The sequence below is a fragment of the Desulfothermus naphthae genome, assembly GCF_054657475.1.
Genome location: NZ_BAAHYQ010000001.1, coordinates 1,790,171 through 1,812,289, shown reverse-complemented (window position 1 = coordinate 1,812,289; position 22,119 = coordinate 1,790,171). Strand labels below are relative to the sequence as shown.

At 36.2% G+C, this 22,119-nt stretch carries 28 protein-coding genes and 1 pseudogene; 24 read left to right on the top strand and 5 right to left on the bottom strand.

Features of this window, described 5'->3' with window-relative positions; translation table 11 throughout:
• Nucleotides 1-108: 108 nt before the first annotated feature.
• From ACYQ1E_RS08755 to ACYQ1E_RS08730, 6 genes are all read left to right on the top strand, one after another.
• Nucleotides 109-1,404: an IS5 family transposase gene (locus ACYQ1E_RS08755; RefSeq protein WP_459876375.1), complete on the top strand. Its 1,296-nt coding sequence runs from the start codon at nt 109-111 to the stop codon at nt 1,402-1,404.
• A gap of 125 nt (nt 1,405-1,529) precedes the next feature.
• Nucleotides 1,530-1,847, top strand: coding sequence for an RpnC/YadD family protein (locus tag ACYQ1E_RS08750; protein ID WP_459878007.1), 318 nt, complete (start codon nt 1,530-1,532; stop codon nt 1,845-1,847).
• A 56-nt stretch (nt 1,848-1,903) separates the two neighbouring features.
• Nucleotides 1,904-2,344, top strand: a complete 441-nt coding sequence (locus ACYQ1E_RS08745) for a hypothetical protein (protein ID WP_459878004.1) — start codon at nt 1,904-1,906, stop codon at nt 2,342-2,344.
• Between the two features lie 23 nt (nt 2,345-2,367).
• Nucleotides 2,368-4,062 carry an AAA family ATPase gene (locus ACYQ1E_RS08740; protein WP_459878002.1) on the top strand — a complete coding sequence of 565 codons (1,695 nt, stop codon included), beginning with the start codon at nt 2,368-2,370 and terminating at the stop codon, nt 4,060-4,062.
• A 173-nt stretch (nt 4,063-4,235) separates the two neighbouring features.
• Nucleotides 4,236-4,688, top strand: a complete 453-nt coding sequence (locus ACYQ1E_RS08735) for an IS1/IS1595 family N-terminal zinc-binding domain-containing protein (RefSeq protein WP_459874971.1) — start codon at nt 4,236-4,238, stop codon at nt 4,686-4,688.
• Complete coding sequence (locus ACYQ1E_RS08730) at nt 4,595-4,954, top strand: IS1 family transposase (RefSeq protein ID WP_459874973.1); 360 nt, start codon at nt 4,595-4,597, stop codon at nt 4,952-4,954. Before ACYQ1E_RS08735 ends, ACYQ1E_RS08730 begins: the two co-directional genes overlap by 94 nt.
• 579 nt (nt 4,955-5,533) lie before the next feature.
• Here the strand turns inward: ACYQ1E_RS08730 and ACYQ1E_RS08725 are convergent.
• Nucleotides 5,534-5,788 carry a DUF2442 domain-containing protein gene (locus tag ACYQ1E_RS08725; protein ID WP_459878000.1) on the bottom strand — a complete coding sequence of 85 codons (255 nt, stop codon included), beginning with the start codon at nt 5,786-5,788 and terminating at the stop codon, nt 5,534-5,536.
• Between the two features lie 18 nt (nt 5,789-5,806).
• Nucleotides 5,807-6,070, bottom strand: a complete 264-nt coding sequence (locus ACYQ1E_RS08720) for a DUF4160 domain-containing protein (RefSeq protein ID WP_459877998.1) — start codon at nt 6,068-6,070, stop codon at nt 5,807-5,809.
• A 255-nt stretch (nt 6,071-6,325) separates the two neighbouring features.
• Between ACYQ1E_RS08720 and ACYQ1E_RS08715 the strand changes: the two genes are divergently transcribed.
• Nucleotides 6,326-6,505, top strand: coding sequence for a hypothetical protein (locus ACYQ1E_RS08715; protein WP_459877995.1), 180 nt, complete (start codon nt 6,326-6,328; stop codon nt 6,503-6,505).
• Nucleotides 6,506-6,692: 187 nt separating this feature from the next.
• Here the strand turns inward: ACYQ1E_RS08715 and ACYQ1E_RS08710 are convergent, their stop codons facing one another.
• On the bottom strand, nt 6,693-7,985 hold the full coding sequence (locus ACYQ1E_RS08710) for an IS1380 family transposase (RefSeq protein WP_459874805.1): 1,293 nt from the start codon (nt 7,983-7,985) through the stop codon (nt 6,693-6,695).
• A 254-nt stretch (nt 7,986-8,239) separates the two neighbouring features.
• Here ACYQ1E_RS08710 and ACYQ1E_RS08705 point away from each other — a divergent pair, with 254 nt between their 5' ends.
• Entirely contained in the window at nt 8,240-8,863 is a 624-nt protein-coding gene (locus tag ACYQ1E_RS08705) for a tyrosine-type recombinase/integrase (protein ID WP_459877993.1), read from the top strand.
• Nucleotides 8,860-9,939 carry an IS91 family transposase gene (locus ACYQ1E_RS08700; RefSeq protein ID WP_459877990.1) on the top strand — a complete coding sequence of 360 codons (1,080 nt, stop codon included), beginning with the start codon at nt 8,860-8,862 and terminating at the stop codon, nt 9,937-9,939. The genes ACYQ1E_RS08705 and ACYQ1E_RS08700 overlap by 4 nt, the downstream gene beginning before the upstream one ends.
• Before the next feature lie 475 nt (nt 9,940-10,414).
• Here the strand turns inward: ACYQ1E_RS08700 and ACYQ1E_RS08695 are convergent, their stop codons facing one another.
• On the bottom strand, nt 10,415-10,816 hold the full coding sequence (locus ACYQ1E_RS08695) for a type II toxin-antitoxin system VapC family toxin (protein ID WP_459877987.1): 402 nt from the start codon (nt 10,814-10,816) through the stop codon (nt 10,415-10,417).
• Nucleotides 10,795-11,022, bottom strand: coding sequence for a hypothetical protein (locus ACYQ1E_RS08690; protein WP_459877984.1), 228 nt, complete (start codon nt 11,020-11,022; stop codon nt 10,795-10,797). The genes ACYQ1E_RS08695 and ACYQ1E_RS08690 overlap by 22 nt, the downstream gene beginning before the upstream one ends.
• 362 nt (nt 11,023-11,384) lie before the next feature.
• Here ACYQ1E_RS08690 and ACYQ1E_RS08685 point away from each other — a divergent pair, with 362 nt between their 5' ends.
• From ACYQ1E_RS08685 to ribH, 15 genes and pseudogenes are all read left to right on the top strand, one after another.
• Nucleotides 11,385-11,645: a hypothetical protein gene (locus ACYQ1E_RS08685; protein WP_459877981.1), complete on the top strand. Its 261-nt coding sequence runs from the start codon at nt 11,385-11,387 to the stop codon at nt 11,643-11,645.
• Nucleotides 11,646-11,993: 348 nt separating this feature from the next.
• Complete coding sequence (locus ACYQ1E_RS08680; protein WP_459877978.1) at nt 11,994-12,572, top strand: YceD family protein; 579 nt, start codon at nt 11,994-11,996, stop codon at nt 12,570-12,572.
• Nucleotides 12,523-12,705: a 50S ribosomal protein L32 gene (rpmF, locus tag ACYQ1E_RS08675; RefSeq protein WP_459877975.1), complete on the top strand. Its 183-nt coding sequence runs from the start codon at nt 12,523-12,525 to the stop codon at nt 12,703-12,705. The genes ACYQ1E_RS08680 and rpmF overlap by 50 nt, the downstream gene beginning before the upstream one ends.
• Nucleotides 12,692-13,720: pseudogene (plsX, locus tag ACYQ1E_RS08670) on the top strand (phosphate acyltransferase PlsX); the annotation flags it as partial. The gene rpmF and the pseudogene plsX, both read left to right, overlap by 14 nt.
• 73 nt (nt 13,721-13,793) lie before the next feature.
• Nucleotides 13,794-14,813, top strand: coding sequence for a beta-ketoacyl-ACP synthase III (locus ACYQ1E_RS08665; RefSeq protein ID WP_459877973.1), 1,020 nt, complete (start codon nt 13,794-13,796; stop codon nt 14,811-14,813).
• A gap of 18 nt (nt 14,814-14,831) precedes the next feature.
• Nucleotides 14,832-15,587, top strand: coding sequence for a 3-oxoacyl-[acyl-carrier-protein] reductase (gene fabG / locus ACYQ1E_RS08660; protein ID WP_459877970.1), 756 nt, complete (start codon nt 14,832-14,834; stop codon nt 15,585-15,587).
• 35 nt (nt 15,588-15,622) lie between these two features.
• On the top strand, nt 15,623-15,862 hold the full coding sequence (acpP, locus tag ACYQ1E_RS08655) for an acyl carrier protein (protein ID WP_459877967.1): 240 nt from the start codon (nt 15,623-15,625) through the stop codon (nt 15,860-15,862).
• 75 nt (nt 15,863-15,937) lie between these two features.
• Nucleotides 15,938-17,185 (top strand): beta-ketoacyl-ACP synthase II, encoded by a 1,248-nt coding sequence (gene fabF, locus ACYQ1E_RS08650; RefSeq protein ID WP_459877964.1) that lies wholly within the window; start codon nt 15,938-15,940, stop codon nt 17,183-17,185.
• Between the two features lie 72 nt (nt 17,186-17,257).
• Complete coding sequence (locus ACYQ1E_RS08645; RefSeq protein ID WP_459877961.1) at nt 17,258-17,479, top strand: hypothetical protein; 222 nt, start codon at nt 17,258-17,260, stop codon at nt 17,477-17,479.
• Nucleotides 17,479-17,748, top strand: coding sequence for a type II toxin-antitoxin system RelE family toxin (locus ACYQ1E_RS08640; RefSeq protein WP_459877958.1), 270 nt, complete (start codon nt 17,479-17,481; stop codon nt 17,746-17,748). Before ACYQ1E_RS08645 ends, ACYQ1E_RS08640 begins: the two co-directional genes overlap by 1 nt.
• A 167-nt stretch (nt 17,749-17,915) precedes the next feature.
• Complete coding sequence (locus ACYQ1E_RS08635) at nt 17,916-18,371, top strand: deoxycytidylate deaminase (RefSeq protein WP_459877955.1); 456 nt, start codon at nt 17,916-17,918, stop codon at nt 18,369-18,371.
• A 68-nt stretch (nt 18,372-18,439) separates the two neighbouring features.
• Nucleotides 18,440-19,573 (top strand): bifunctional diaminohydroxyphosphoribosylaminopyrimidine deaminase/5-amino-6-(5-phosphoribosylamino)uracil reductase RibD, encoded by a 1,134-nt coding sequence (gene ribD, locus ACYQ1E_RS08630; protein WP_459877952.1) that lies wholly within the window; start codon nt 18,440-18,442, stop codon nt 19,571-19,573.
• Nucleotides 19,574-20,221, top strand: a complete 648-nt coding sequence (locus ACYQ1E_RS08625; protein WP_459877949.1) for a riboflavin synthase — start codon at nt 19,574-19,576, stop codon at nt 20,219-20,221.
• Between the two features lie 83 nt (nt 20,222-20,304).
• The gene (locus ACYQ1E_RS08620) at nt 20,305-21,564 is read left to right on the top strand and encodes a bifunctional 3,4-dihydroxy-2-butanone-4-phosphate synthase/GTP cyclohydrolase II (protein ID WP_459877946.1); all 1,260 of its coding nucleotides are present in this window, start codon (nt 20,305-20,307) and stop codon (nt 21,562-21,564) included.
• Entirely contained in the window at nt 21,561-22,046 is a 486-nt protein-coding gene (ribH, locus tag ACYQ1E_RS08615; protein ID WP_459877943.1) for a 6,7-dimethyl-8-ribityllumazine synthase, read from the top strand. Before ACYQ1E_RS08620 ends, ribH begins: the two co-directional genes overlap by 4 nt.
• Nucleotides 22,047-22,119: the final 73 nt, after the last annotated feature.

Below are 22,119 nucleotides of genomic sequence, written 5' to 3'. Positions count from 1 at the left end.
CAAAATGTTTGTTATAATGTAATATAAACGACCAGAAAATGTTTAAAACAGGTAAAAAGGTGGTAGAAAAGAATAAAAAAATGGAAGGGAAATTATATGCAGACATGTATGCCAAAGCGTAGAATACCACATTTGATATGTGGAGATTTATTAGATTTTATTAATCCTGATGATCCTTTGATAATTTTATCTAAAAAAATTCCATGGAAAGAATTTGATAAAGCATTTGCGAGTAAATATAGTAAGCGGGGTCGTCCTGCCAAATCTACTAGATTGATGGTTGGACTTTTAATGTTAAAACACTTGTATAATTTAAGTGATGCAAAAGTAGTGCAGATGTGGACACAGAATCCATATTTTCAAGCTTTTTGTGGAGAAAGTAGATTTAGATGGTCTCCTCCATGTGCTCCATCAGAGCTTACACATTTCCGAAAACGCATAGGAGAAGATGGTGTAAAGAAAATATTTGAAATATCTGCTCAATTACATAAAGACAAAATTCAAGAAAAAGAGATAGTTGTAGATACTACAGTTCAAGAGAAAAATATTACATTTCCAACAGATACAAAGTTAATGTGTAAAATTATTTCCAAATGTAGAAAAATAGCTAAAGAAGAAGGAATAGTTTTACGTAGAAGTTTTAGAAGAGAGTTACCTGAGTTGTTAAAAAAAATAAGATTTAACAAGAGGTCAAAGGATAAGAAAAAAGTTAAAAAAGCCAGAAAAAGGATTAAGACTATAGCTGGGATATTGATTAGAGAAATAAAACGTAAATTGCCAGAAGATGTTTATCCCAAGTATGTAAAACAAATAGAACTATTTGAAAAAGTGCATTCTCAAAAGAAAAAAGATAAAAATAAAATTTATAGTCTTCATGAACCAGGAGTCTATTGCATAAGCAAAGGTAAAGAACATAAGAAATATGAATTCGGTTCAAAGGCAGCTATAGCAATGACAAAAAATAGTGGAGTAATAGTTGCTGCAGTAAATTTTGAAAGAAATCAATATGATGGTCATACATTGCCAAAAGTATTGTGTCAAACAGAGGAGATAGTAGGAAAAAGACCAGAGGTGGCCATTTGTGATAGGGGATTTAAAGGTAAAAGCAAAATAGGCTCAACAAAAATTATTATCCCAAAGAGTCCTAAAAAGAAAGCAACACCCTATCAAAAATCCAAGATGCGTAAGAGATTTAGACGAAGGGCGGCGATAGAACCAGTAATAGGCCATCTAAAATCAGATTTTCGTTTAGCCAGAAACTTTCTAAAAGGGACAATAGGAGATACAATCAATTTACTGTTGGCAGCAGCAGCTTATAACTTCAAAAAGCTGATGGATCAGCTTGCCTTTTTTTTGTTTCTTTTTATTTTTCGTCCTTTTTTTACAAAAAAATATCAAAATTAAGAGCCGATGAATGAATCTTGAGCTTAATCTAAAGTGAGTATGGAAAAAATTTTAGAATAAAATTTAATAAAAGGCTTTTTTTAAGCATCGACTATTTTAATGTATCCTCAGACATAAAGGAATATTTGCTACAGTTTAAATATATCTTAATTGACCTATCTACCTATAAAGATCAAGAATTCTTAGAGAAGCTAAATAGGAATGCGAGGTTGTATTCAGCACTATATGCATTAAAGAACATATTTGATGAACTGGATAAATTTCGTCCTTTGTTATTTCGTTTAATAAAGATTGATAGAGAAGCGGTGTCTTTTATAATAGACTACATAGTAATGGCTAAGGACTATCCAGAAGAACAAATAAACCCCTTATTAAAGGAGTTGGATATGCCAACAATAGCAGAAAGATGGATACAAAAAGGTATTCAACAAGGTATTCAATAGGGATTACTATTAGATGCCCAGGAGATGTTATTAGAGGCTCTTGAAGAGCGTTGGTGATGATCCTTGACACATGCCATGCAGGAGCAGTGGACTGGACAATTGCAGACCTTTATGAATCAAGGCTTATGGGATTTTCCATAGGCTCAGGCATACATGTGCTATCTGCAGCAACATCCCAGCAACTTGCAAATGAAGGATACAGAGGACATGGCCACTTCACCTATTTTGTGCTGAAAGCCCTTGATGGCTATGCAGATACAAATGGAGACAGAAAGATCACTGTAGTACTTGCAAATGAAGGATACAGAGGACATGGCCACTTCACCTATTTTGTGCTGAAAGCCCTTGATGGCTATGCAGATACAAATGGAGACAGAAAGATCACTGTAGTGGAGATGAGCCCTTATCTAAAGCTCAAGGTAGAGAAAGTAACAAAAGGTGTACAAAAACCCATTACCATCAACTATGGAAAAGATGTGGTTATGTCTAAAAGGTAAAAAATACAAAACAGGAGCAAGTTATGAAAAAGAAAAAGATCCCTTATGGATTAAGCGAATTTAAGGAAATAATGCTTGATAATTACTATTATGTTGATAAGACAAGGTTTATCCCAATAATTGAGGATCTGCCAAGATACCTTTTCATCATCCGTCCTCGAAGATTTGGCAAATCCCTCTTTATCTCAATGCTTCATTACTATTATGACGAAAACTGCAAAGATGAATTTGAAGAAATCTTTAAAGATACATGGATATTAGAAAACAAAACTGAACTTGCAAATAAATTTAAGATTTTGAGGTTTAACTTTAGTGAAGTTGATAGTCACAACTATAAAGAAAGTTTCAATAGCACCGTAAACATTGCAATAGATAGGTTTATAAGAGCATATAAGATAACAGAAGACAAACTTAATGATATAAGGGATGGCATTGAAAAATTAAAGTATTTACTCAGCTTAGGAGACAAATATGATTTGAGAATTTACTGCCTGATAGACGAATATGACAACTTTGCAAATGAGTTGCTGAGCAAAGAAAAGGCAGAATATGAACAGCTTGTAAAAGGGCAGGAATCAATATTCAAACACTTCTTTAAGATACTTAAAAGCGCAACAGACATGAAAGGAGGGCCACTAAAGAGGCTCTTTATTACTGGAGTAACTCCTATGGTGATGTTTGATGTAACAAGTGGATTTAACATAGGAGATTTTGCAACAAACAATCCCAATCTTAACTCAATGCTTGGATTTACAAAAGAAGAAGTAGCTGAGATACTTGAATATTACGAGATAGAGCCAGATTTTGAACTTCTTAATAGCTGGTATAACAACTACAGATTTTCAGCAAAATCAAAAGAAAAGATTTATAATTCAGATATGATCTGGCATTATGTAAAAAGCTTTGTTTATACAGGAGAACCACCTTCAGAACTTGCAGACCTGAACATAAGGACAGATTATGGCAAGCTGAAGTGGTTAGTTTACACAGGAAAAAAGCTAAATGGCAACTTCAATGTCTTGGAAAAAGTCATAAATGGAGAGACAATCACAACATCAAAGATAAAGGATGCATTCAGCGCATTTGAACTCATAGACGAAGACAACTTCATATCCCTTATGTATTATCTCGGGCTTTTGACAATAGAAGATAAAAAATTAAAACTTGAGCTAAGACTTCCAAATAACACAATAAAGGAAATAACAGCAGAATACATAAAGAAGATACTGGAGAGCGGAAACATATTTAAAATAAATTTAAACAAATTTTCAGACAAATTAGCAGAATTTGCCTTAAATGGAAACCTGGAAGTATTCAGATTTTTAGGGGAAAAGATAAAAGAATCCACAAGCATAAGGGACTACATAAAAGGGGAACAGACAATCAAAGCCATACACCTTACCTACCTTAACCTGTGCGATTACTACTTTGTAATAAGTGAGCCAGAGCTAAACAAAAGATTTGCAGACATAGCACTATATCCAAGAAACCCCTATGTAGAATACTTTGCATTAATAGAACTGAAATACTTAAAAAGAAGCCAAAATACCACTTCACACAATCTCAAAATTACAAAACTAATAGATGAAGCAAAGAGCCAGTTAGATGAATCAGAGCAGGATGAGAAGGTAAAACATTGGATAGCAAAGGGAAAGAAGCTGAAAAAGGTTATCATTGTTTATCACGGCTGGGAGCTTGTGTATTTGGAAAGCGTATAAAAAACTTAAGAGAGGATAACATGTCATCAATTCAGGTGCATGATAAATTCATAGATCATAGGTTATCTGTGATCTGTGTGAGTGATCTGTTGTCTGTAATCTGTTTGAGAGTGTTTACATTTAGATAGAAATATAATATAAGTTATCCCAACCAAAATAATGGGAGGGAGAAAATGGTTGTATGCAAGCATTGTAATTCAACGCAAGTCGTCAAAAATGGTTTTGTTCGTAAAAAACAGCGGTATCTCTGCAAGAACTGTTCACGAACTTTTGTGATAGGAGATGCAAGGAGAAAAGAATCTCTGAAAGTAAAAAAAGCTCTTGCAGTTATTCTTTATTCTCTTGGTAAAGCATCATTTGGCTTTTTAGCTAAATTATTTGGAGTTTCTCGTTCATTGACTTACCGATGGATAAAAGAGGAAGCCGAATCACTTCCAGAACCAGTTATATCTAATGAGATAAAAGAAATAGAATTTGATGAGATGTGGCATTTTATCCAGTCAAAAAAAACAAAATATGGATTATCAAGGCGTTGGATCGTAGCAGAGGGCGAACTATTGCCTGGGTTATTGGCAATCGTGATGCTTCAACCTTCAGACGGTTATACAAAAAACTTGAACAATTGAAGGACTGTGTTTTTTATACAGATGATTGGGAAGCTTTTAAGAAGGTATTGCCGCGAGAGCGCCATATAATAGGAAAAAGAGGAACAGTAACAATAGAAAGAGATAATAGCAATACAAGACATCATCTTGGACGAATGACACGTAGGACGAAAGTTGTATCTAAAAAGGAAGAAATGGTTCATGCATCAATGAAATTATGGCATGCATTAACTGATCCTGAAATTTTTGCCCAATATCAGCAAAGATTTTTATCTATCTTTAGGTGAACACTCTCGATAAAATAATGGATTCAATGAGATCCTTACATAGTTGCCTTTGTTGGCATTCAGGTAAAAGAAAGCCTATAAGGATAATAGAGGAACCAACTCCCCTCCAGGCTGAAATACTTTCTGTATTTGGCTACAAAATAAAAGGTGGGGTCTTACAAAAAATATCCAGATAACATCTTGATATTACAGTTTTTTTGTTGTATTTTGACCTAAAAAAGGGGAAAGTCCAGTTTAAGGAAAAATCAAGTCTTATAATCATTTGAGTTGTCATACTGGTCTCATTTATTTATCTCCTTTATTTATCTGAAAAATGATAACAAATTTTTATTTTGCTATCTTGTATATACGATATAGAAATAAATTGAGTCTGTCAAGTATAATGAGCGAAGAGCAGCAATTCTCGGTGAGAAATAATTTGATTTTATGACTTTATTTAGTTATAGTAGATATTTATAAATTCTACGTTTACAAACTCACCGAGAACTGCTGAGCGAGGGGAGGGAGTAATAAATATGTTTATCGCGCTAACAACCAAACTCAGCGGCGGGCCATTTGCCCGTCTGCTGGAGTGGTTTGTTAGAAATTTTCTCCTTCAAGATATAAAGTCTCAGGAGCTATATCTGCTCCATTAGGCCAACATACTGTATATCCATCTATAAAAAATTCTTTAAACTTTTCTTCGTCTTTCAATTCTTCAAAAATTTTTCCCTTTAAATATTTGTGACAGTTTATTCTCTTTCTCTCTCCATTATCAAATTCTACATCTATCGTAAAATTACCAACATATTTAGCATCTATAATCTTTGGTAAATATTTCAATCTCTCCAACATCTTTTTTCTCCATTAATATTATTTTAAAGGTTCTATTTTTCTTAATGATTCACCTTTTTTGATTCTTTTCCAATTTTCTTCTAACTCCTTTTTATGAAGTTCTGCCCATTCTTTTATTAATTTTAAAGCAGTCTTAGATTTTTCAATATTTCCTTTAATTAAATTTCCTTCTAAGTCAAAAATTCCATCCAGTCCTTGATAATATGCGTGAAAATGGGGAGGCTCATGTTCATTATAAAACATACGAATAATTATTCCGAAAAATATTGAAATATAGGGCATAATTTTAAGTAGACTATAATTATTGAAAGATAATTCTGTCTTTTATAAATCAATCTAACGTTAAAGCTAAGGTGCCACCAATGAGCGCAGCGAATTGGCGGTCAGCTTGAGCGCCTTGTTGGACGAAGCCGCTAAAGCGGCAAGCAATTTTAGGTAATTATACTTCGGATAATTAATGATTGCAATATAAAGTTTATGTGATAAAAGGTTAGCTAGTATTGAGCCAAGAAGAGGCTCTTAAATTAGGAGGTTATAATGAACACAAACATGCCCACTGACCCCAAATTCAATGCTTATTATCAAAAACATGTTAAGTTACTGAAATTAAGCGGATTTCAGCCAAAAACAATTGAGGCATATTCTAGGGCACTTAGGCGAATCGGAAATTACTTTGATCCTAAAATCTGCAATTACAGTTCAATCGTAAGCAACTGATTGTTCTGGACAGAGATACCTAGATATGGAGCTGTTATGTTAAAGGATATGTCTCCCTCATTGTGACTTGGAAGGCTTTTTCAGGTAGAAGCTGCGGTCAGTGGCACTCTTTACGGGTGTGTAAAGGCACACCACTGCACATGGACTTACGCAAAATCCTATTTTGGAGGATACTCTCAAAAAAAGATTAAGCAAATTGTAATGACCGGATGGAATTTTCTATCTTTATCCAACGTTCTTTGAAAAAATAATCCCTCGATAATCGAAGGAACCATTGTCGTCCCGCATGCATCAGCCGAGCTGGAACATGGATTAGAAACATGCGGATTGTGTTGGGCTCTTCTCTAAAACCATCTTCATCGTTGAGCCACATCATCCAAACCAGTAGATTGTAAGCCAGAATACAGGTCTGGAATATGGCGGAGTTGGCCCAAAAATCCTGTGTCAAAATGCTTCCAGAGGCCATCTGTCCCTTACACCACTCAATCCAGTTTTCACTGGCCCCCCGTTGGCAATAATACCTGTGGACGTCCCAGGGACTCAGGTTCATATTTGTTACATAACAAAAATAATCATACTCAGTCTTTGTAACGCTGAAAAAAAAGCAACTAAATTTGCTCTCTATTACTTGACGTACGGCCACAAACCGGCGGGGGTGTTTCCACCTCTCACATTTGTATGTGAATTCGGTCTTCTCATAGCCAGGTCTATTTTTAACCTTGTGCCATTTCTGAGCTTCTAAAAGCTGAGTGAGTCCTCGCATCTTAACCTTGATTAAGTACAAAGCATGAGCCTCTTCTAAGTAGTCTAAAAGTTCTCCATTAAAAAAGGCGGAATCTGCACGTACAATAATTTTCCAGACTCTCCTTGGAAGCTTGGCAAAGCACTCTTGCATAAACTCTACACAACCATTGGCTGAATAAGCATCTCCGGCTCTAAACCAGTTGTGAAGACATTCCCGCGTCTCAGCAATAAAGCAAAGGAGCGGATGATATCCCCTTTGTCCTGGCTTCTTGGGGTTGTAACCCTTCTCGGCACCTTCCTGTTTCCCATACACCCCACGCACTGTAGAGTCCAAATCTAAAGTGATGCGGCTAAACCATTTTTTACCCCAAACCTTTTTGCGCACTTTTGTTTCTACATCGGAGAGCTCATTGCAATGTCGGGGATTAAACAACTTAAAAACCCGATTTATGGTAGTATAGTCAGGAAACCTTTCCCATTTAAAAAGCGACCTCAATGCTAAATCAGATCTTAGGATAAATACATGGCTCATATGCTTAGCCCCAGCTAACACTGCCATCATCAAAATCATGATAATGTCGGAAACCTTATACTGTGCGGTAGCTCCCCGCTTAATAGTAATGTGTTGCTCAAGCATCTTGGGAAGCTTCAGTTTGTCAGCAAACAGGCCCAGCAATACCAGTCCGGCGTTGCCCGTAAGATTTTTTTCAGTGAACTTAACATGGAATCTACGCATAGAATCAGTGCCTCCTTCATACTTCCTATTTGAAACACTTTATACCATTAATTCACTATATTGTCAAGCTAAACATTATCTTATGATGCAAATTTTAGGTTGATTGTAAAATATCCGACCTATCCTCTGACCAGCTTCTGGATTACTTCAACGATCTTCGGGCAAGCCACTCCTGGAGTGCCGTCAAGCTCGATCTCTATGGTCTCAAATTTTTTTATTCCTATGTGCTGAAAAAAACATGGGAAAATATCCCTTTGATTAAACCGCCAAAAACATCCAGAATTCCTGATATTCTGACTATAGAAGAACTTCAACGATTAATAACAGCTACCAGAAGTTTGAGTTACAAAGTTTTCTTTTTCACACTCTATTCATTGGGATTGCGGTTGGGTGAGGGAATTGAGCTTCACCTCGGAGATATCGACTATACAAACATGAGGGTTCATATTCGTGATGCCAAGGGCAGAAAAGATAGATTAGTCCCATTGCCACGGAAAACCTTACAGGTACTCAGAAATTTTTGGAGAGTTCACAAACATCCACGCTTTATATTCCCAAATCGCAAAAGAGGTCGTAAAAACGCCCATCTTGTTGACAAACCACTGGATAGAAGTGGCATCCAGACTGCCATGAAAGTAGTTGTCACAGAACTAGAAATTAGAAAAAAAATTTCATGTCACTCTCTTCGCCACAGTTATGCGACACATATGCTGGAGGCCGGAGTTGACCTTGTAGAATTACAGAAAATCCTGGGGCATGTCAGCATCCTCACAACCTCAAAATACACACACCTTACCAACAAAACCGGAACCAATGCTCAAAAGGCTGCAAACTTCCTCAGCAATCACCTTGAAATCAGATGGGGAGATGTGCAATGATTTACCTTTCTTCTATCATAACCCAATTCAAAGATTCTTTTTTTGTAAAGTATAAAAATTTCGTCCTGCCGGACCATAAAAAGGCCCTACATGTCATGGAACATTGCAGGGATAAACATGGCCCTCTCATGTTAGCACGGTGCTCAAATGATAACTGCTCCCACACCGTTTATATTCCACATTCATGTGGACACAGAAGTTGTCCTCACTGCCAGAACCATGAAAACCAGCAATGGATAGAAAATCAGTTGAGCAAAAAACTTCCCGCTACTTACTGGCTGATTACATTTACTCTTCCCACTCAGCTCAGAAACCTGGCATGGAAAAATCAAAAAACCTTCTATTCCCTGATGTTTGAATCTGTCCAGGAAACCTTGAAGACTTTTGTAAAAAACGATAAAAAACTTGGCGGTGCAGCAGGCTTTATTGCCGTACTTCATACCCATTCCCGCAACCTTAACTATCATCCCCACATCCATGTAATCATGCCTGCAGCCAGCATCAATACAAAAACAGGGCTGTGGCGAACAAAATCCACTAAATACCTCTTTAACCAAAAGGCTCTTGGAACCGTGTTTAGGGCTAAACTCCTGCACGCCATTGTAGATGCAAAACTTAGACTCCCCAAAAATTGCTCCAAAAAATGGATCGTCCACTGTAAAAACGTCGGAAACGCTGAAAAGGCCATTGTCTATCTTGGCAATTATCTTTACAGAGGAGTTATTCGGGAAAAGGACATCTTAAAATGCAAAAACGGAAAGGTCACCTTCAGATACTTCCATGCCAAAACCAGGCAATATAAAACCAGAACCGTTTCAGGTGAATACTTCCTCTATCTCATTATGCTCCATGTATTGCCTAAAGGCTTTAGAAGAAGCAGAAGTTATGGCTTTCTTCACTCATGCAGCAAGAAATTAATCTGTTTTTTACAGTTGATACTCCGTATTAATCCATTCACCAAATGGAAACGAAAACCAAAACCGTCAATAGTCTGCCCCCTCTGTGGAAATAGCATGAAGATTATAAAAACAATGATACCTGGATTATTACCATCGCAACCTGGTTATTGTACATGAAAGGGGCTGGGAGGATGATTATGTAAGCTCAAACCATATATGATTCAAAAAACCGGAGATCTTTTAAAATCCCCGGCAAAGGATAGTTATACCCTAAAAACAGAATTTTTTACCTGAAAATTGCCTGGATATTAAAAAAAATGACAATCGCAACAACAAATCAACTTCCCATAGCATTGGTTAATCCAACCAATGCCCCTTACCACCACTTTCCTTGATCAACACTCCATAGCCACAAAAAGATATTTTCTATATTTAACCGGGCTTGTCCAACAAACGGTTCAGATTGTGGTTCGCTCTCTTACGCTCGCTCTCACAATCTAACCTTATTCGTTTGCCCCTTACCACCACTTTCCTTGATCAACACTCCATAGCCACAAAAAGATATTTTCTATATTTAACCGGGCTTGTCCAACAAACGGTTCAGATTGTGGTTCGCTCTCTTACGCTCGCTCTCACAATCTAACCTTATTCGTTAGATGTCTTTATTAAATATTTTTATCCCTTTTATCCTTTTAAAATGCTCTTCATTAAAAGTTATTAATGGTATATTTAGCACCATAGATGTTGCCCCCATAAAAATATCTCTAAATTCTATTAACTGGTTTTTTCTTCTCAATCTTTTATATATTTCTGCAGATTGTTCAGCTATCTCTCTTGTTAGAGATACAATCTCCAACAATTTTAATATCTTTTCTAAATCCTTTATATGTCTTGACGTTACAGCACCAGTATATAATTCAAAAACTGTTATACTGGAAATAATACAATTAAAATCTTCTTCTTTAATTTCCCATAACAGACTCTTCCTCTTGTTTTTCTTACGTAAAAAATCAATTATAACACTGGTATCTACTAAAATTTCTCTATTGTCCATTTATCAACCTTAACTTCATTATCTTTCAAATGAGTCCATTCTGAAATTTCCAAAAAATCTTTTTTCCATTCATCTCTCTTTTGATCTCTTATCTTTTGTCTAACAATTTTCATTATTATCTGTTCTACTTCTAACAATTCTTCTACAGGTAAATCTAATAATTCTTTTTCTATTGTTTTCTTTTTTTTACTTAAATTACTTTCCATACTAGTTTCCTTTATATATCCTTACAAGTTTATTAGAAATAATCATTTTTTTGTGGGCTTGACATAATCTATTTACCCGAATAGTCGTGTATTCTGCCTTACTCATAAAAGAATCCCGTCCAAAACATATCTTTGTCCTTTTAAGGATGGTTTTAAATGTAAAAAATATAACTTAAACTACCCCTAATGTCAAAGAGATTGTGAAAAAATCAGCAATTCTCGGTGAGAAATATAATTTAATTTTTTTGACAAAATTGATGGATAATTTTCAAGTTTAGGGTTGCTCATATAGACAACAAATGAGATAATTGGTAAAAAGAGAGTCACAATAATTTTCAAATTCACTAGGAAATAAGTAAAAATTGTACTTTGAAATATTAACCCAGATTACAAACAGAGAAACCATAGCTACTGGAAAGTCTATCCGGGAATTAAAACGGTTAGAAAGAACTTATGGGAAAGGACGATGGAGAAAATTGAAAGGAATCGCTAAAGTAAAATTAAAAGATGGAAAATTGTGTCTGGCTGAAATTCATTGGTATGAGGCACAGGGGATAGGTAAAAATATATTGCTCAGGAACTACAGATTTTTTTTAAAAAGGTTGATTGATGATCAAAAATAAAATAACTTTTGGTGACATATTTACTGATATTCACCGCTTTATTATGACGCATATTTGATTGACATCTTGGACATTGAACATTTTTGAAGTAAGATTGAAGTTTATTCTCAATGATTAAGGAGAGCAGTTTTGGATCACAAGAAGATATGCCATTATTTTTCAATGTTTCAATAATTTAAAATAAAGACATCAAAAAATCATAGATAGTTTTTTGAATCTGAAAGAAGGAGATAAAACATCTAAAATGATCTAATTTGTCCCTCACCGAGAATTGCTGCCCTTGTGATATTGTCCTTGACAAACTCATGCGGTAGAAATAGATTTACTACCTTTGCATACGAGGTTTTTATGGAACAGATTTATTTTATTAGACTCAGGGATATCCCTTCAAAGGGATTAAAACTAACCATAGATGATCAAAACATCTGGTTAGATCAAATTAAAGAATATAAACTTTTTTATGAAATCAAAAAAGATATCCACGTGGAGCTCTTCATTCAAAGAGAGGGTGATTGTTGCATAATAAAAGGGCTTTTTGTTGGTACAATAGAAACCTTATGTGATAGATGTTTAGAAAAAGCTGAGATAAAAATTGAGGATTTATTCAGAATAATTGAAAAACCAAAAGAAGATGATTCCTTAGATATTTCCTTTATTGTGGAGCAAAAAGGGGAGCTTTTTTTAGATTTAAAAGGTCTATTGTGGGAAAGATTTGTATTGAACATTCCCCAAAAAATTTTATGTAAAGAGGATTGTAAAGGGCTTTGTCCTAGGTGTGGTATCAATTTAAATTTATATTCTTGCAATTGTGGAAAGGATTTAGGAGATCCTAGACTGGCAATATTTAAAAAAATAAAAATAACAAGGGGTAAAAACAATGGCAGTTCCAAAAAAACGTACATCAAAATCAAGAAAGGGAATGCGTAGATCCCATCACAGGGTACCTGTTCCAAATGTGATTGAGTGTGAATGTGGCTACCCTACTCTGCCACATCGCGTGTGCCCATCTTGCGGAAGATATGCAGGAAGGTCCTATTTAGGAAAAGATGAAGAAGATTAATGACACAAAGCCGCGTCTGGCAATTGATGTTATGGGGGGTGACCATGGCCCCTCTGTTGTTATTCCAGGTGTTTTAAAAGCAGCGAGGGAAAAGGACATTTCTCTTATTCTTGTTGGCAGAGACATGGATATAAGAGAAGAACTGGAAAAGCATCAAACAGAAGATATTGACATTGAGGTGGTACATGCAGAAAATGTTGCGGATATGAACGATAAGCCATCATATATTTTAAGGCGTAAGAAAAACACATCAATTCAAGTAGCATGTAATTTAGTTAAAGAAAAGATGGCTGATGGTGTCCTCTCGGCTGGACACACAGGTGTTACATTGGCTTGTGGAATGTTTTCAATCGGAAGAATAAAGGGTATTGATAGGCCTGGACTGGCAACAATAATCCCCAGGGAAAAAGAGCCTTTGATCCTTATTGATGTGGGAGCAAATATTGATTCTAAACCAAGACACTTAGTACAGTTTGCAATAATGGCCGATATATTTGCCAAAAACATTCTCAATGTAAAGTCTCCTTGTGTTGGATTATTAAATATTGGTGAAGAACAGGGAAAAGGGAATATACAGGTCAATGAAGCATACCAATTGTTAAAAAAAACCTCTTTAAATTTTATTGGCAACATTGAAGGTAGAGATATTTTTACAAATAAAGTTAATATTGCTGTTTGTGATGGTTTTGTTGGAAATATAGCTTTAAAATTATGTGAAGGTCTGGCAAAGTCTTTTAGCGATGTTTTAAAAAAAGAAGTTAAGAAAGGTATATTAACAAGACTCGGAGGATTTCTGGCGAGACCAGCCTTTAAAAGGCTCATCCGGAGGTTTGATTATGAGGAGTATGGTGGTGCTCCTCTCCTTGGATTAAAGGGATGTGTGATAGTATGTCATGGGAGTTCAACTGAAAAATCCATTACCCAGGCTACTAAAATGGGAGCAGCCTTTGCAAAGATGAATATTGTAGAAAAAATTAAGGAACAGCTGGAAATACATCCTGAGATAACAAGATTCTATAGATTGAAAAATTTACTTTCTACTACTACAATCACTCCAAAGGAAACAACCAAAAAAGAAACAGAAGGATATGGAGTCATTAAAGAACAAAAATAATATGATTATCTTAGGATTGGGACATTTCGTACCAGAGAATATTTTAACCAATAAACAACTGGAACAAATGGTGGATACTTCTGATGAATGGATTACCACCAGGACTGGAATAAAGGCTAGGAGGATAGCAAAAAAAGGAGTTGCTTGTTCTGATCTGGCCTATAATGCATCCAAAAATGCCTTAGAAAATGCCAAACTAGATCCTATTGACATAACCCATGTAATAGTGGGAACATTTACATCAGATTATTGTGCTCCTGCCACTGCCTGTCTGCTTCAGGCTAAATTAGGCTCAAAAAAATGTGAAATGGCCATAGATATAGCAGCTGGATGTTCTGGATTTACCTATGGACTTGAACTTGCGAGAGGTATTGTTGCCAACAAACCTGAAGCAAAAGTCCTTGTGGTGGGCAGCGAAGTATGTTCCTCTAGAATGAATTTTAAAGACAGAAATACCTGTGTCTTATTTGGGGATGGAGCAGGTGCTGCCATTGTCACAGGCCATTTAGATGGATGTCCGCAAATAATTTCCCAAGTAATAGATATTGAGTTAAAAACTATAGGGGAACTGGGTCATTTGCTCATGGTTGGATTAGAAGGGGGATCTGCTGAGCCTTTTGCGCTGGGCCAAAGGGTCAGCGAAAAATATTTTGCCCGAATGAAGGGAAGAGAGGTTTTCAAACATGCAGTTAGAAACATGACAGAAATCAGTGAACATATACTTAAAAAAAATAATTTTACCTCTCAAGACGTTGATCTTTTTATCCCTCATCAGGCTAATTACAGGATAATTGAGGCCATAGCAAAGAAGATGAATATACCAATGGAAAAAGTTTTTATTAATGTGGATAAATATGGAAACACCTCTGCTGCGTCAATTATTTTGGCACTTAGCGAGGCCTATTCATATGGAAGGATTAAAAAGGGTGATCTGGTTTTGCTCGCTACTTTTGGCGCAGGTTTTACAGTTGCCAGTGTTATTTTAAAATTTTAATGAAATAAAGGGCACTCTATGGGAAAAGATAAAAATAATTTACCAAAGGCTGCCATTGTCACGGGAGGCTCAAGGGGAATAGGTAAGGCCATTTCCATTAAATTGGCTGAAAAAGGCTTTGTTGTCTATTTTACTTATGTCTCGAGGGATGATCTTGCAAATGAAGTGGTTGCTCAAATTCAAACTCTAGGTGGAGAAGCCAGGGCTTTTAAGGTAGATGTGAGCAAAAAGGAGGAAGTTGAAGATTTCTTTAAAAGTAATATAAAAAACAAGGTTTTCTTGAATGTACTGGTGAATAATGCGGGCATAACAAATGATGGTCTAATCCTAAGGATGAAGGAGGAGCAATGGAATAAGGTAATAGGGGTTAATTTAAATGGTACTTTTTACTGCACTCAAGAAGCTGCCAAAATAATGGTCAGGCAGAGATATGGCAGGATTATCAATATAACTTCTGTTGTTGCCCTCTCAGGAAATCCAGGACAGGCCAATTATTGCGCTTCTAAAGCAGGAATTATAGGACTTACCAAGGCAGTTGCGCTAGAGCTTGCTCCCAGGGGCATTTTAGTAAACGCCATTGCACCAGGGTTTATTACCACAGAAATGACAAAGGAACTTGACCAAAAGACCAAAGAAGCCTACCTATCCAAAATCCCCTTAAAGAGATTTGGCACCCCAGAAGACGTGGCATCTTTAGTTGCATGGTTATCCTCAGAAGAGGCTAATTACATTACAGGGCAGGTGTTTTCTATAAACGGAGGATTGTACCTTTAAAAAATAAAAAAGAAAAAAAACAGGAGGAGAAATACATGTCTGAACTACTGGAAAAAATCAAAGAAATAGTATCTGAGCAATTGGATGTTGATCCAGAACAGATTGTACCAGAAGCCTCATTTGTAGATGATTTAGGAGCTGACTCGTTAGATCTAACAGAACTCATAATGGCAATGGAAGATGAATTTGATCTGGAAATTGACGATGAAGAAGCTCAACAATTAAGAACAGTACAGGATGTGATTGACTACATTGAATCAAAGGTGAAAAAATGAAAATAAAAAAGGGGGTATTGCCCCCTTTAGGTAAACATCAGTCCTCAACCCGAACATAATATAAGAGGTGAGGTTATGAAAAATACACGTGTGGTTGTAACAGGGGTGGCAGCAATTACGCCGTTGGGCAATGACGTTGAAACATCCTGGCAGAGACTCATTAAAGGTGAATCAGGTATCTCCTATATCACAAGATTTGATTGTTCTCAATATGATACCAAAATAGCTGGAGAGGTCAAGGACTTTGCGCCTGAAAAATTCATCCCTAAAAAGCAAGTAAAAAGGATGGATAGGTTTAATCATTATGCAGTTGCTGCTGCAAAGATGCTTCTTAATGATGCAAAATTTGAGGTCCATGAAAAAAACTGTAATCACATAGGAATTGTTTTGGGTTGTGGACTAGGTGGAATAGAAACATTAGAAGAATTCCATGAAAAACTTTTAAAAAAAGGTCCATCCAGGGTCTCACCTTTTTATATTCCAAAACTAATATCCAATATTGCAGCAGGACAAATAGCAATATTAACCAAGGCAAAAGGCCCTAATATGGTCACAACATCTGCTTGTGCCTCTGGTTGTCACAGTATTGGATATGCATATTCTGATATTAAACTTGGTAGGGCAAAGGCCATGATCTGTGGGGGTGTTGAAGCAACTATAACTCCCATGGCTGTGTCTGGATTTAATGCTATGAAGGCACTATCCACAAGAAATGATGAACCAGAAAAGGCATCCAGGCCTTTTGACAGAGATAGGGATGGATTTGTTATTTCAGAAGGATGTGGGTTGATTCTTTTAGAAGAGTTAGAACACGCAAAACAAAGGGGTGCCAAAATTTACGCGGAAATAGTTGGATTTGGAGCATCTGCAGATGCATATCATATAACTGCTCCTGATGAAAGCGGAGAAGGAATGGCCTCGGCCATGAAGGCCGCCTTAAAAGAAGCTGATATTGCCCCAGAGGAGGTTGATCATATAAACGCCCACGGCACCTCCACTCCATTAAATGATATATGCGAGACACGAGCAATAAAAAAGGTCTTTGGAAAACACGCATACAACATACCTATAACAGCAAATAAATCCATGATTGGGCATATGTTGGGCGCAGCAGGAGGAGCTGAGGCAGTGTTCAGCGTGCTTTCCATTTACCACGAAAAGATACCACCCACTATTAATTTAGAAAATCCAGATCCTGAATGTGACCTTGATTATGTCCCTGAAGGGGCAAGGAATAAAAAAATTAATTATGTCCTTTGTAATTCCTTTGGTTTTGGGGGTACAAATGCCTGTATTTTGTTCAAAAGATATGATGGGGAATAGGGGGGATAGTAATTTTAGTTATTTAGTGGTTGTTGTGTAGTAAGAAATTTCCAAAAGTGGAGATAGAGTTAAATGATTGACATAGAATATCTTACAGATACACGCGGTAAATTAAAAGGAATATTCATTCCTATTGATATATGGAAAAAGATCTTTCCAGAATTTCCTCAATCAGTGGAGGAAATTATAGAAAATATTGAAGATTATTGTTTGAATAAAGCTATGGATGAAGCTAAAGACACACCATTATTATCAAAAGAACAAGCGTTGAGATTTTTGTCTGAACCAGAATAATGGAAGTAAGTTATAGAAAATTATTTTTGAAAGATTTAAAGAAACTAAAAAAGTTGAAAATTTACGATAAAATTTACCAATTAGTATTTGAAGACTTGCCATGTGTTGAAAAAATTGAAAAAATTCCAGGTTTGAAACGACTAAAGGGGAGCAAAGGTAGATATAGAATTAGGATAGGAGATTACAGAATAGGAATCGAAATTCATGGGGAAAAAATAGAGGTTATGAGAATTTTGCAGAGAAAGGATTTTTATAAATATTTTCCATGAATTTTCAACAAAGCAGGGTAGCTAATTAGCTATCAGCGTCCTGCAGACATCTAATATTAGGTAGTTAGAGGTAGTGATTGATAGTTGTGAGTAGTGTCAGTAGTTATTAATAGTTATTTGATAGTTATTCGTGGTTATTGGAGTGAAAGGGGGTATGTGTAGTTATAATGAAAGATAAGAGGATTGACTGGCATATCTATTTTGCGAAAATTGCTCAAATGGTCGCTGAAAGGTCCACTTGTATTCGCAGAAAAGTTGGAGCTGTTGCTGTTAAGGATAACAGAATACTTGCTACAGGATACAATGGAGCACCATCTGGAATTGCACATTGCCTTGATATTGGATGTCTAAGAGAAAAATTAAAGATTCCATCAGGTGAAAGACATGAGTTGTGTAGGGGACTACATGCAGAGCAAAATGTTATTATTCAGGCTGCCGTCCATGGAATCTCACTTAAAGGTTGTGATCTATATTGTACCCATCATCCATGTCTAATTTGTACAAAAATGCTTATTAATTGCAATGTTAAAAATATCTATTACCTTGAAGGTTATCCAGATGAACTATCTAAAGCCATGTTAGAAGAAGCAAAAATCAATTTATACAAACTAGATTTACCCTAAATAACAAATAACTATTAATTACTACTAACTAACAACTTCAACTCCCCAACTTTAACCAGCGATAAAAAATGACACATATTCATGAAAATCCAAAAAAGAGTAAATTTATGGAGCTCGCAATATCCCTTGCCAAAAAAGGCATGGGATATACTGCCCCCAATCCCTGTGTTGGCGCAGTTATAACAAAAGGAAATACCATCCTTGGCCAGGGATATCACAGAAGATACGGCGAAGACCATGCAGAAGTAGCTGCTATTAAAGACGCTCTATCAAAGGGATGTGACATTAAAGATTCTACATTATGGGTTACTTTAGAGCCCTGTAACCATTATGGCAAGACTCCCCCTTGTACACACGCCATTTTAGAACACAATATTAAAAGGGTTAACATTGGCACGCTGGATCCAAACCCAAATGTAGAGGGTGGGGGTGCTGAATTTTTAAAATCAAAAGGCGTAATAGTGGATATAGGGTTTAATGAAATCCAGTGCAAAAATTTGATAAGGGATTTTATTGTTTGGAATAAGAAAAAAAGACCATATATTTTTTTAAAACTTGCCCAAACTCTGGATGGAAAGATTGCAACAGAAAATGGTGATTCAAAGTGGATCAGCTCTCAAAAATCCAGAAAATTTGTGCACAACTTACGAGCCAAAGTCGACTGCATCTTAATTGGCGGCAATACCTTTTTTAATGATAATCCAAAGCTCACTCCTAGGATTGAGGCAAAGGAGAAAAAAGATCCCTTTGCAGCTATTATAACCTCTAGATTACCTGATCCTGATTCAGAATATTATTTGATAAAATCCAGGCCTAAAAAAACTATTTTTATAACTACAGAATCTGATTATGAAAAAATAAAGGGACTGCAGAAAAAAGGGGTAAAAATTATACATACAGAGAAAAAAAATGGATATATAAATCTTTATCAAGAATTATCTAAACTCTTCTCAGATTTAAACTGCTATTATGTCTTGTGTGAAGGCGGAGGTAGGCTCGCACAAAGCCTTGTTAAAAACAAACTCGCAGATGAAATTTTTCTCTTTATAGCTCCTATTATTTTAGGTGATGATAGAGCTAAGAGTTCTTTTTCTGGAAACACAATCTCTAAAATCAAAGATGCGCACAAATTTGATATAATAGATTATAGAAAAATAGATACAGACCTTTTGATTCACTTAATTCCAAAAGGAGATATTTAGGTGTTTACAGGTCTTATTCAGGCCATTGGGACAATAATAAAAACAGAGATATTGGGCAGGGATTTGAGGATCTCTATTTCCCCTAATCCTCAATTTGAAAATATAGAGATAGGAGAGAGCATAGCTGTAAATGGGGCATGCTTAACTGTTGAGAGAAATGATGGTGAGATTTTTTCTGTATATGCTTCTGAAGAGACCCTAAAAAGGACCAATTTAAGGAATATCACCACAGGAACCAAGGTGAACCTAGAAAGGGCTATTAGGCTAATTGACCGTCTTGGCGGCCATCTGGTATCAGGACATGTAGATTGTTTGTCTGTTGTTAAAGAGATAAAAGAGGTAGGTAAATCCACAAAATATACATTAAATTTTCCAGAAGAATTTTCAAAATATGTGGTAGAAAAAGGCTCCATTGCCCTTGATGGCATTAGCTTGACCATAAATCAGTGTGGCTCAAATTTTATTGAGATAAACATAATACCAGAGACCAAAATTAAAACCACTATTTCCCAGTGGAGAGTAGGGACAAAGGTTAATACTGAATTTGACATAGTGGGAAAATATATAGAAAAAATGGTTTCTCCATGGAAAAAAAATAGTGAAAAAAAAGGATTAACTATTGATTTTTTGCGGGAACATGGATTTTAATTTGCTTTTTTATATCAAGTCTGTAAAAAATTTGGAGATACACTTTAATCCCAAAAATAATTTTTAATTTAAGGATAAGAACCATGACAAAAAATCAAGACGCGCAATCAGTATTGTGTTCAACAGAAGAAGCAATAAATGAAATTAGAAAGGGCAGGATGATAATTTTGGTAGATGATGAAGACAGAGAAAATGAAGGTGATTTAACCATTGCTGCAGAAAAAGTAACACCCCAGGCAATCAATTTTATGGCCAAATATGGAAGGGGTCTTATTTGTCTGGCCATGGCTCCAGAGCTAGTTGACAAATTAAAGTTAGATCTCCAGCCAAGACGAAATGAATCCAGATTTGGGACAGCATTTACTGTTTCAATTGAAGCTGCAAGGGGTGTGACAACAGGTATATCTGCCTATGATAGGGCAACAACTATTTTGACTGCAGTAAAAGACGACGTAACCCCAGAAGATATTTCCACCCCTGGTCATGTATTCCCCCTAAGGGCAAGAAGAGGAGGAGTGTTGGTTCGGGCAGGACAGACTGAAGGAAGTGTTGATTTATGCCGTCTGGCAGGTTTAAAACCTGCTGCTGTTATTTGCGAAATTATGAGGGATGATGGCAACATGGCCAGGATGCCTGATCTCATTGAATTTGCAAAAAAACACAATTTAAAAATAGCTACAATTGAGGACCTAATTAGATATAGATCAAAATTTGATTCCCTGGTGAGAAGGATTGCAGAGGCAAGGCTGCCTACAAAATTTGGAGAATTTAAGGCTATCGCCTATGAAAGCGATATTGACGATTATGTCCATCTAGCCCTTGTAAAAGGTGAAATAAAAGAAGGAGAACCTGTTTTAGTGAGGGTTCACAGTCAGTGTTTAACTGGAGATGTCTTTGGTTCTCTTCGTTGTGATTGCGGGCCTCAATTACATAAGGCTTTACAAATGATAGAACAGGAAGGAAAAGGAGTGCTCCTTTATATGAGGCAAGAAGGTAGAGGGATTGGTCTTGGAAATAAAATAAAGGCATATCAATTACAGGATATGGGTAAAGATACAGTTGAAGCCAACTTGATCCTTGGATTTAAACCTGATTTGAGGGATTATGGAATTGGGGCTCAAATCCTGGTGGATTTGGGTGTTACAAAGATGAGACTGCTCACCAACAATCCCAAAAAAATAGTTGGACTTGAAGGACACGGCCTTGAAGTAGTAGAAAGGGTTCCTATTATCGGACCAGTATGTGAAGAGAATAGAAAATATCTTAAAACCAAAAAAGAGAAAATGGGGCACCTATTAGACGAAGAATCCTTAAATAAAATTTCTCAAGAGGTTACAAAATGAACAATATCAAAACCATTGAAGGAAAATTAATAGGAAAAGGATTAAAGTTTGCCTTAGTTGCAAGTAGATTTAATGATTTTATTGTGTCTAGGCTTGTGAGTGGTGCAATTGATTTTTTAGTAAGACATGGGGTTTTGGAAGAGGATATCATTTTAATAAAGGTGCCTGGTGCCTTTGAGATGCCTGTTGTTGCAAAAAGGGTTGCTATGTCCAAGAAGGTAGATGCGGTAATTTGCCTTGGAGCAGTTATACGGGGAGCAACCCCTCATTTTGATTACGTGGCATCAGAAGTGGCTAAGGGCATTGCCCATGTAGCACTAGAATCAAATATTCCTGTAACCTTTGGAGTGCTCACCACAGATACATTGGAGCAAGCAATCGAGCGGGCAGGGAGTAAGGCAGGAAATAAAGGTGCAGAGGCTGCGCAGGCCGCTTTAGAGACTGTGCAGGTTATAAATCAATTAAAGGGGTTTGAGGGTTAAAGGGTTGAGGGTTAGAGGGTTAAAGGGTTAAGCGTTGAACCTAACAAACCCAATAAACCTATTCACCCATAAA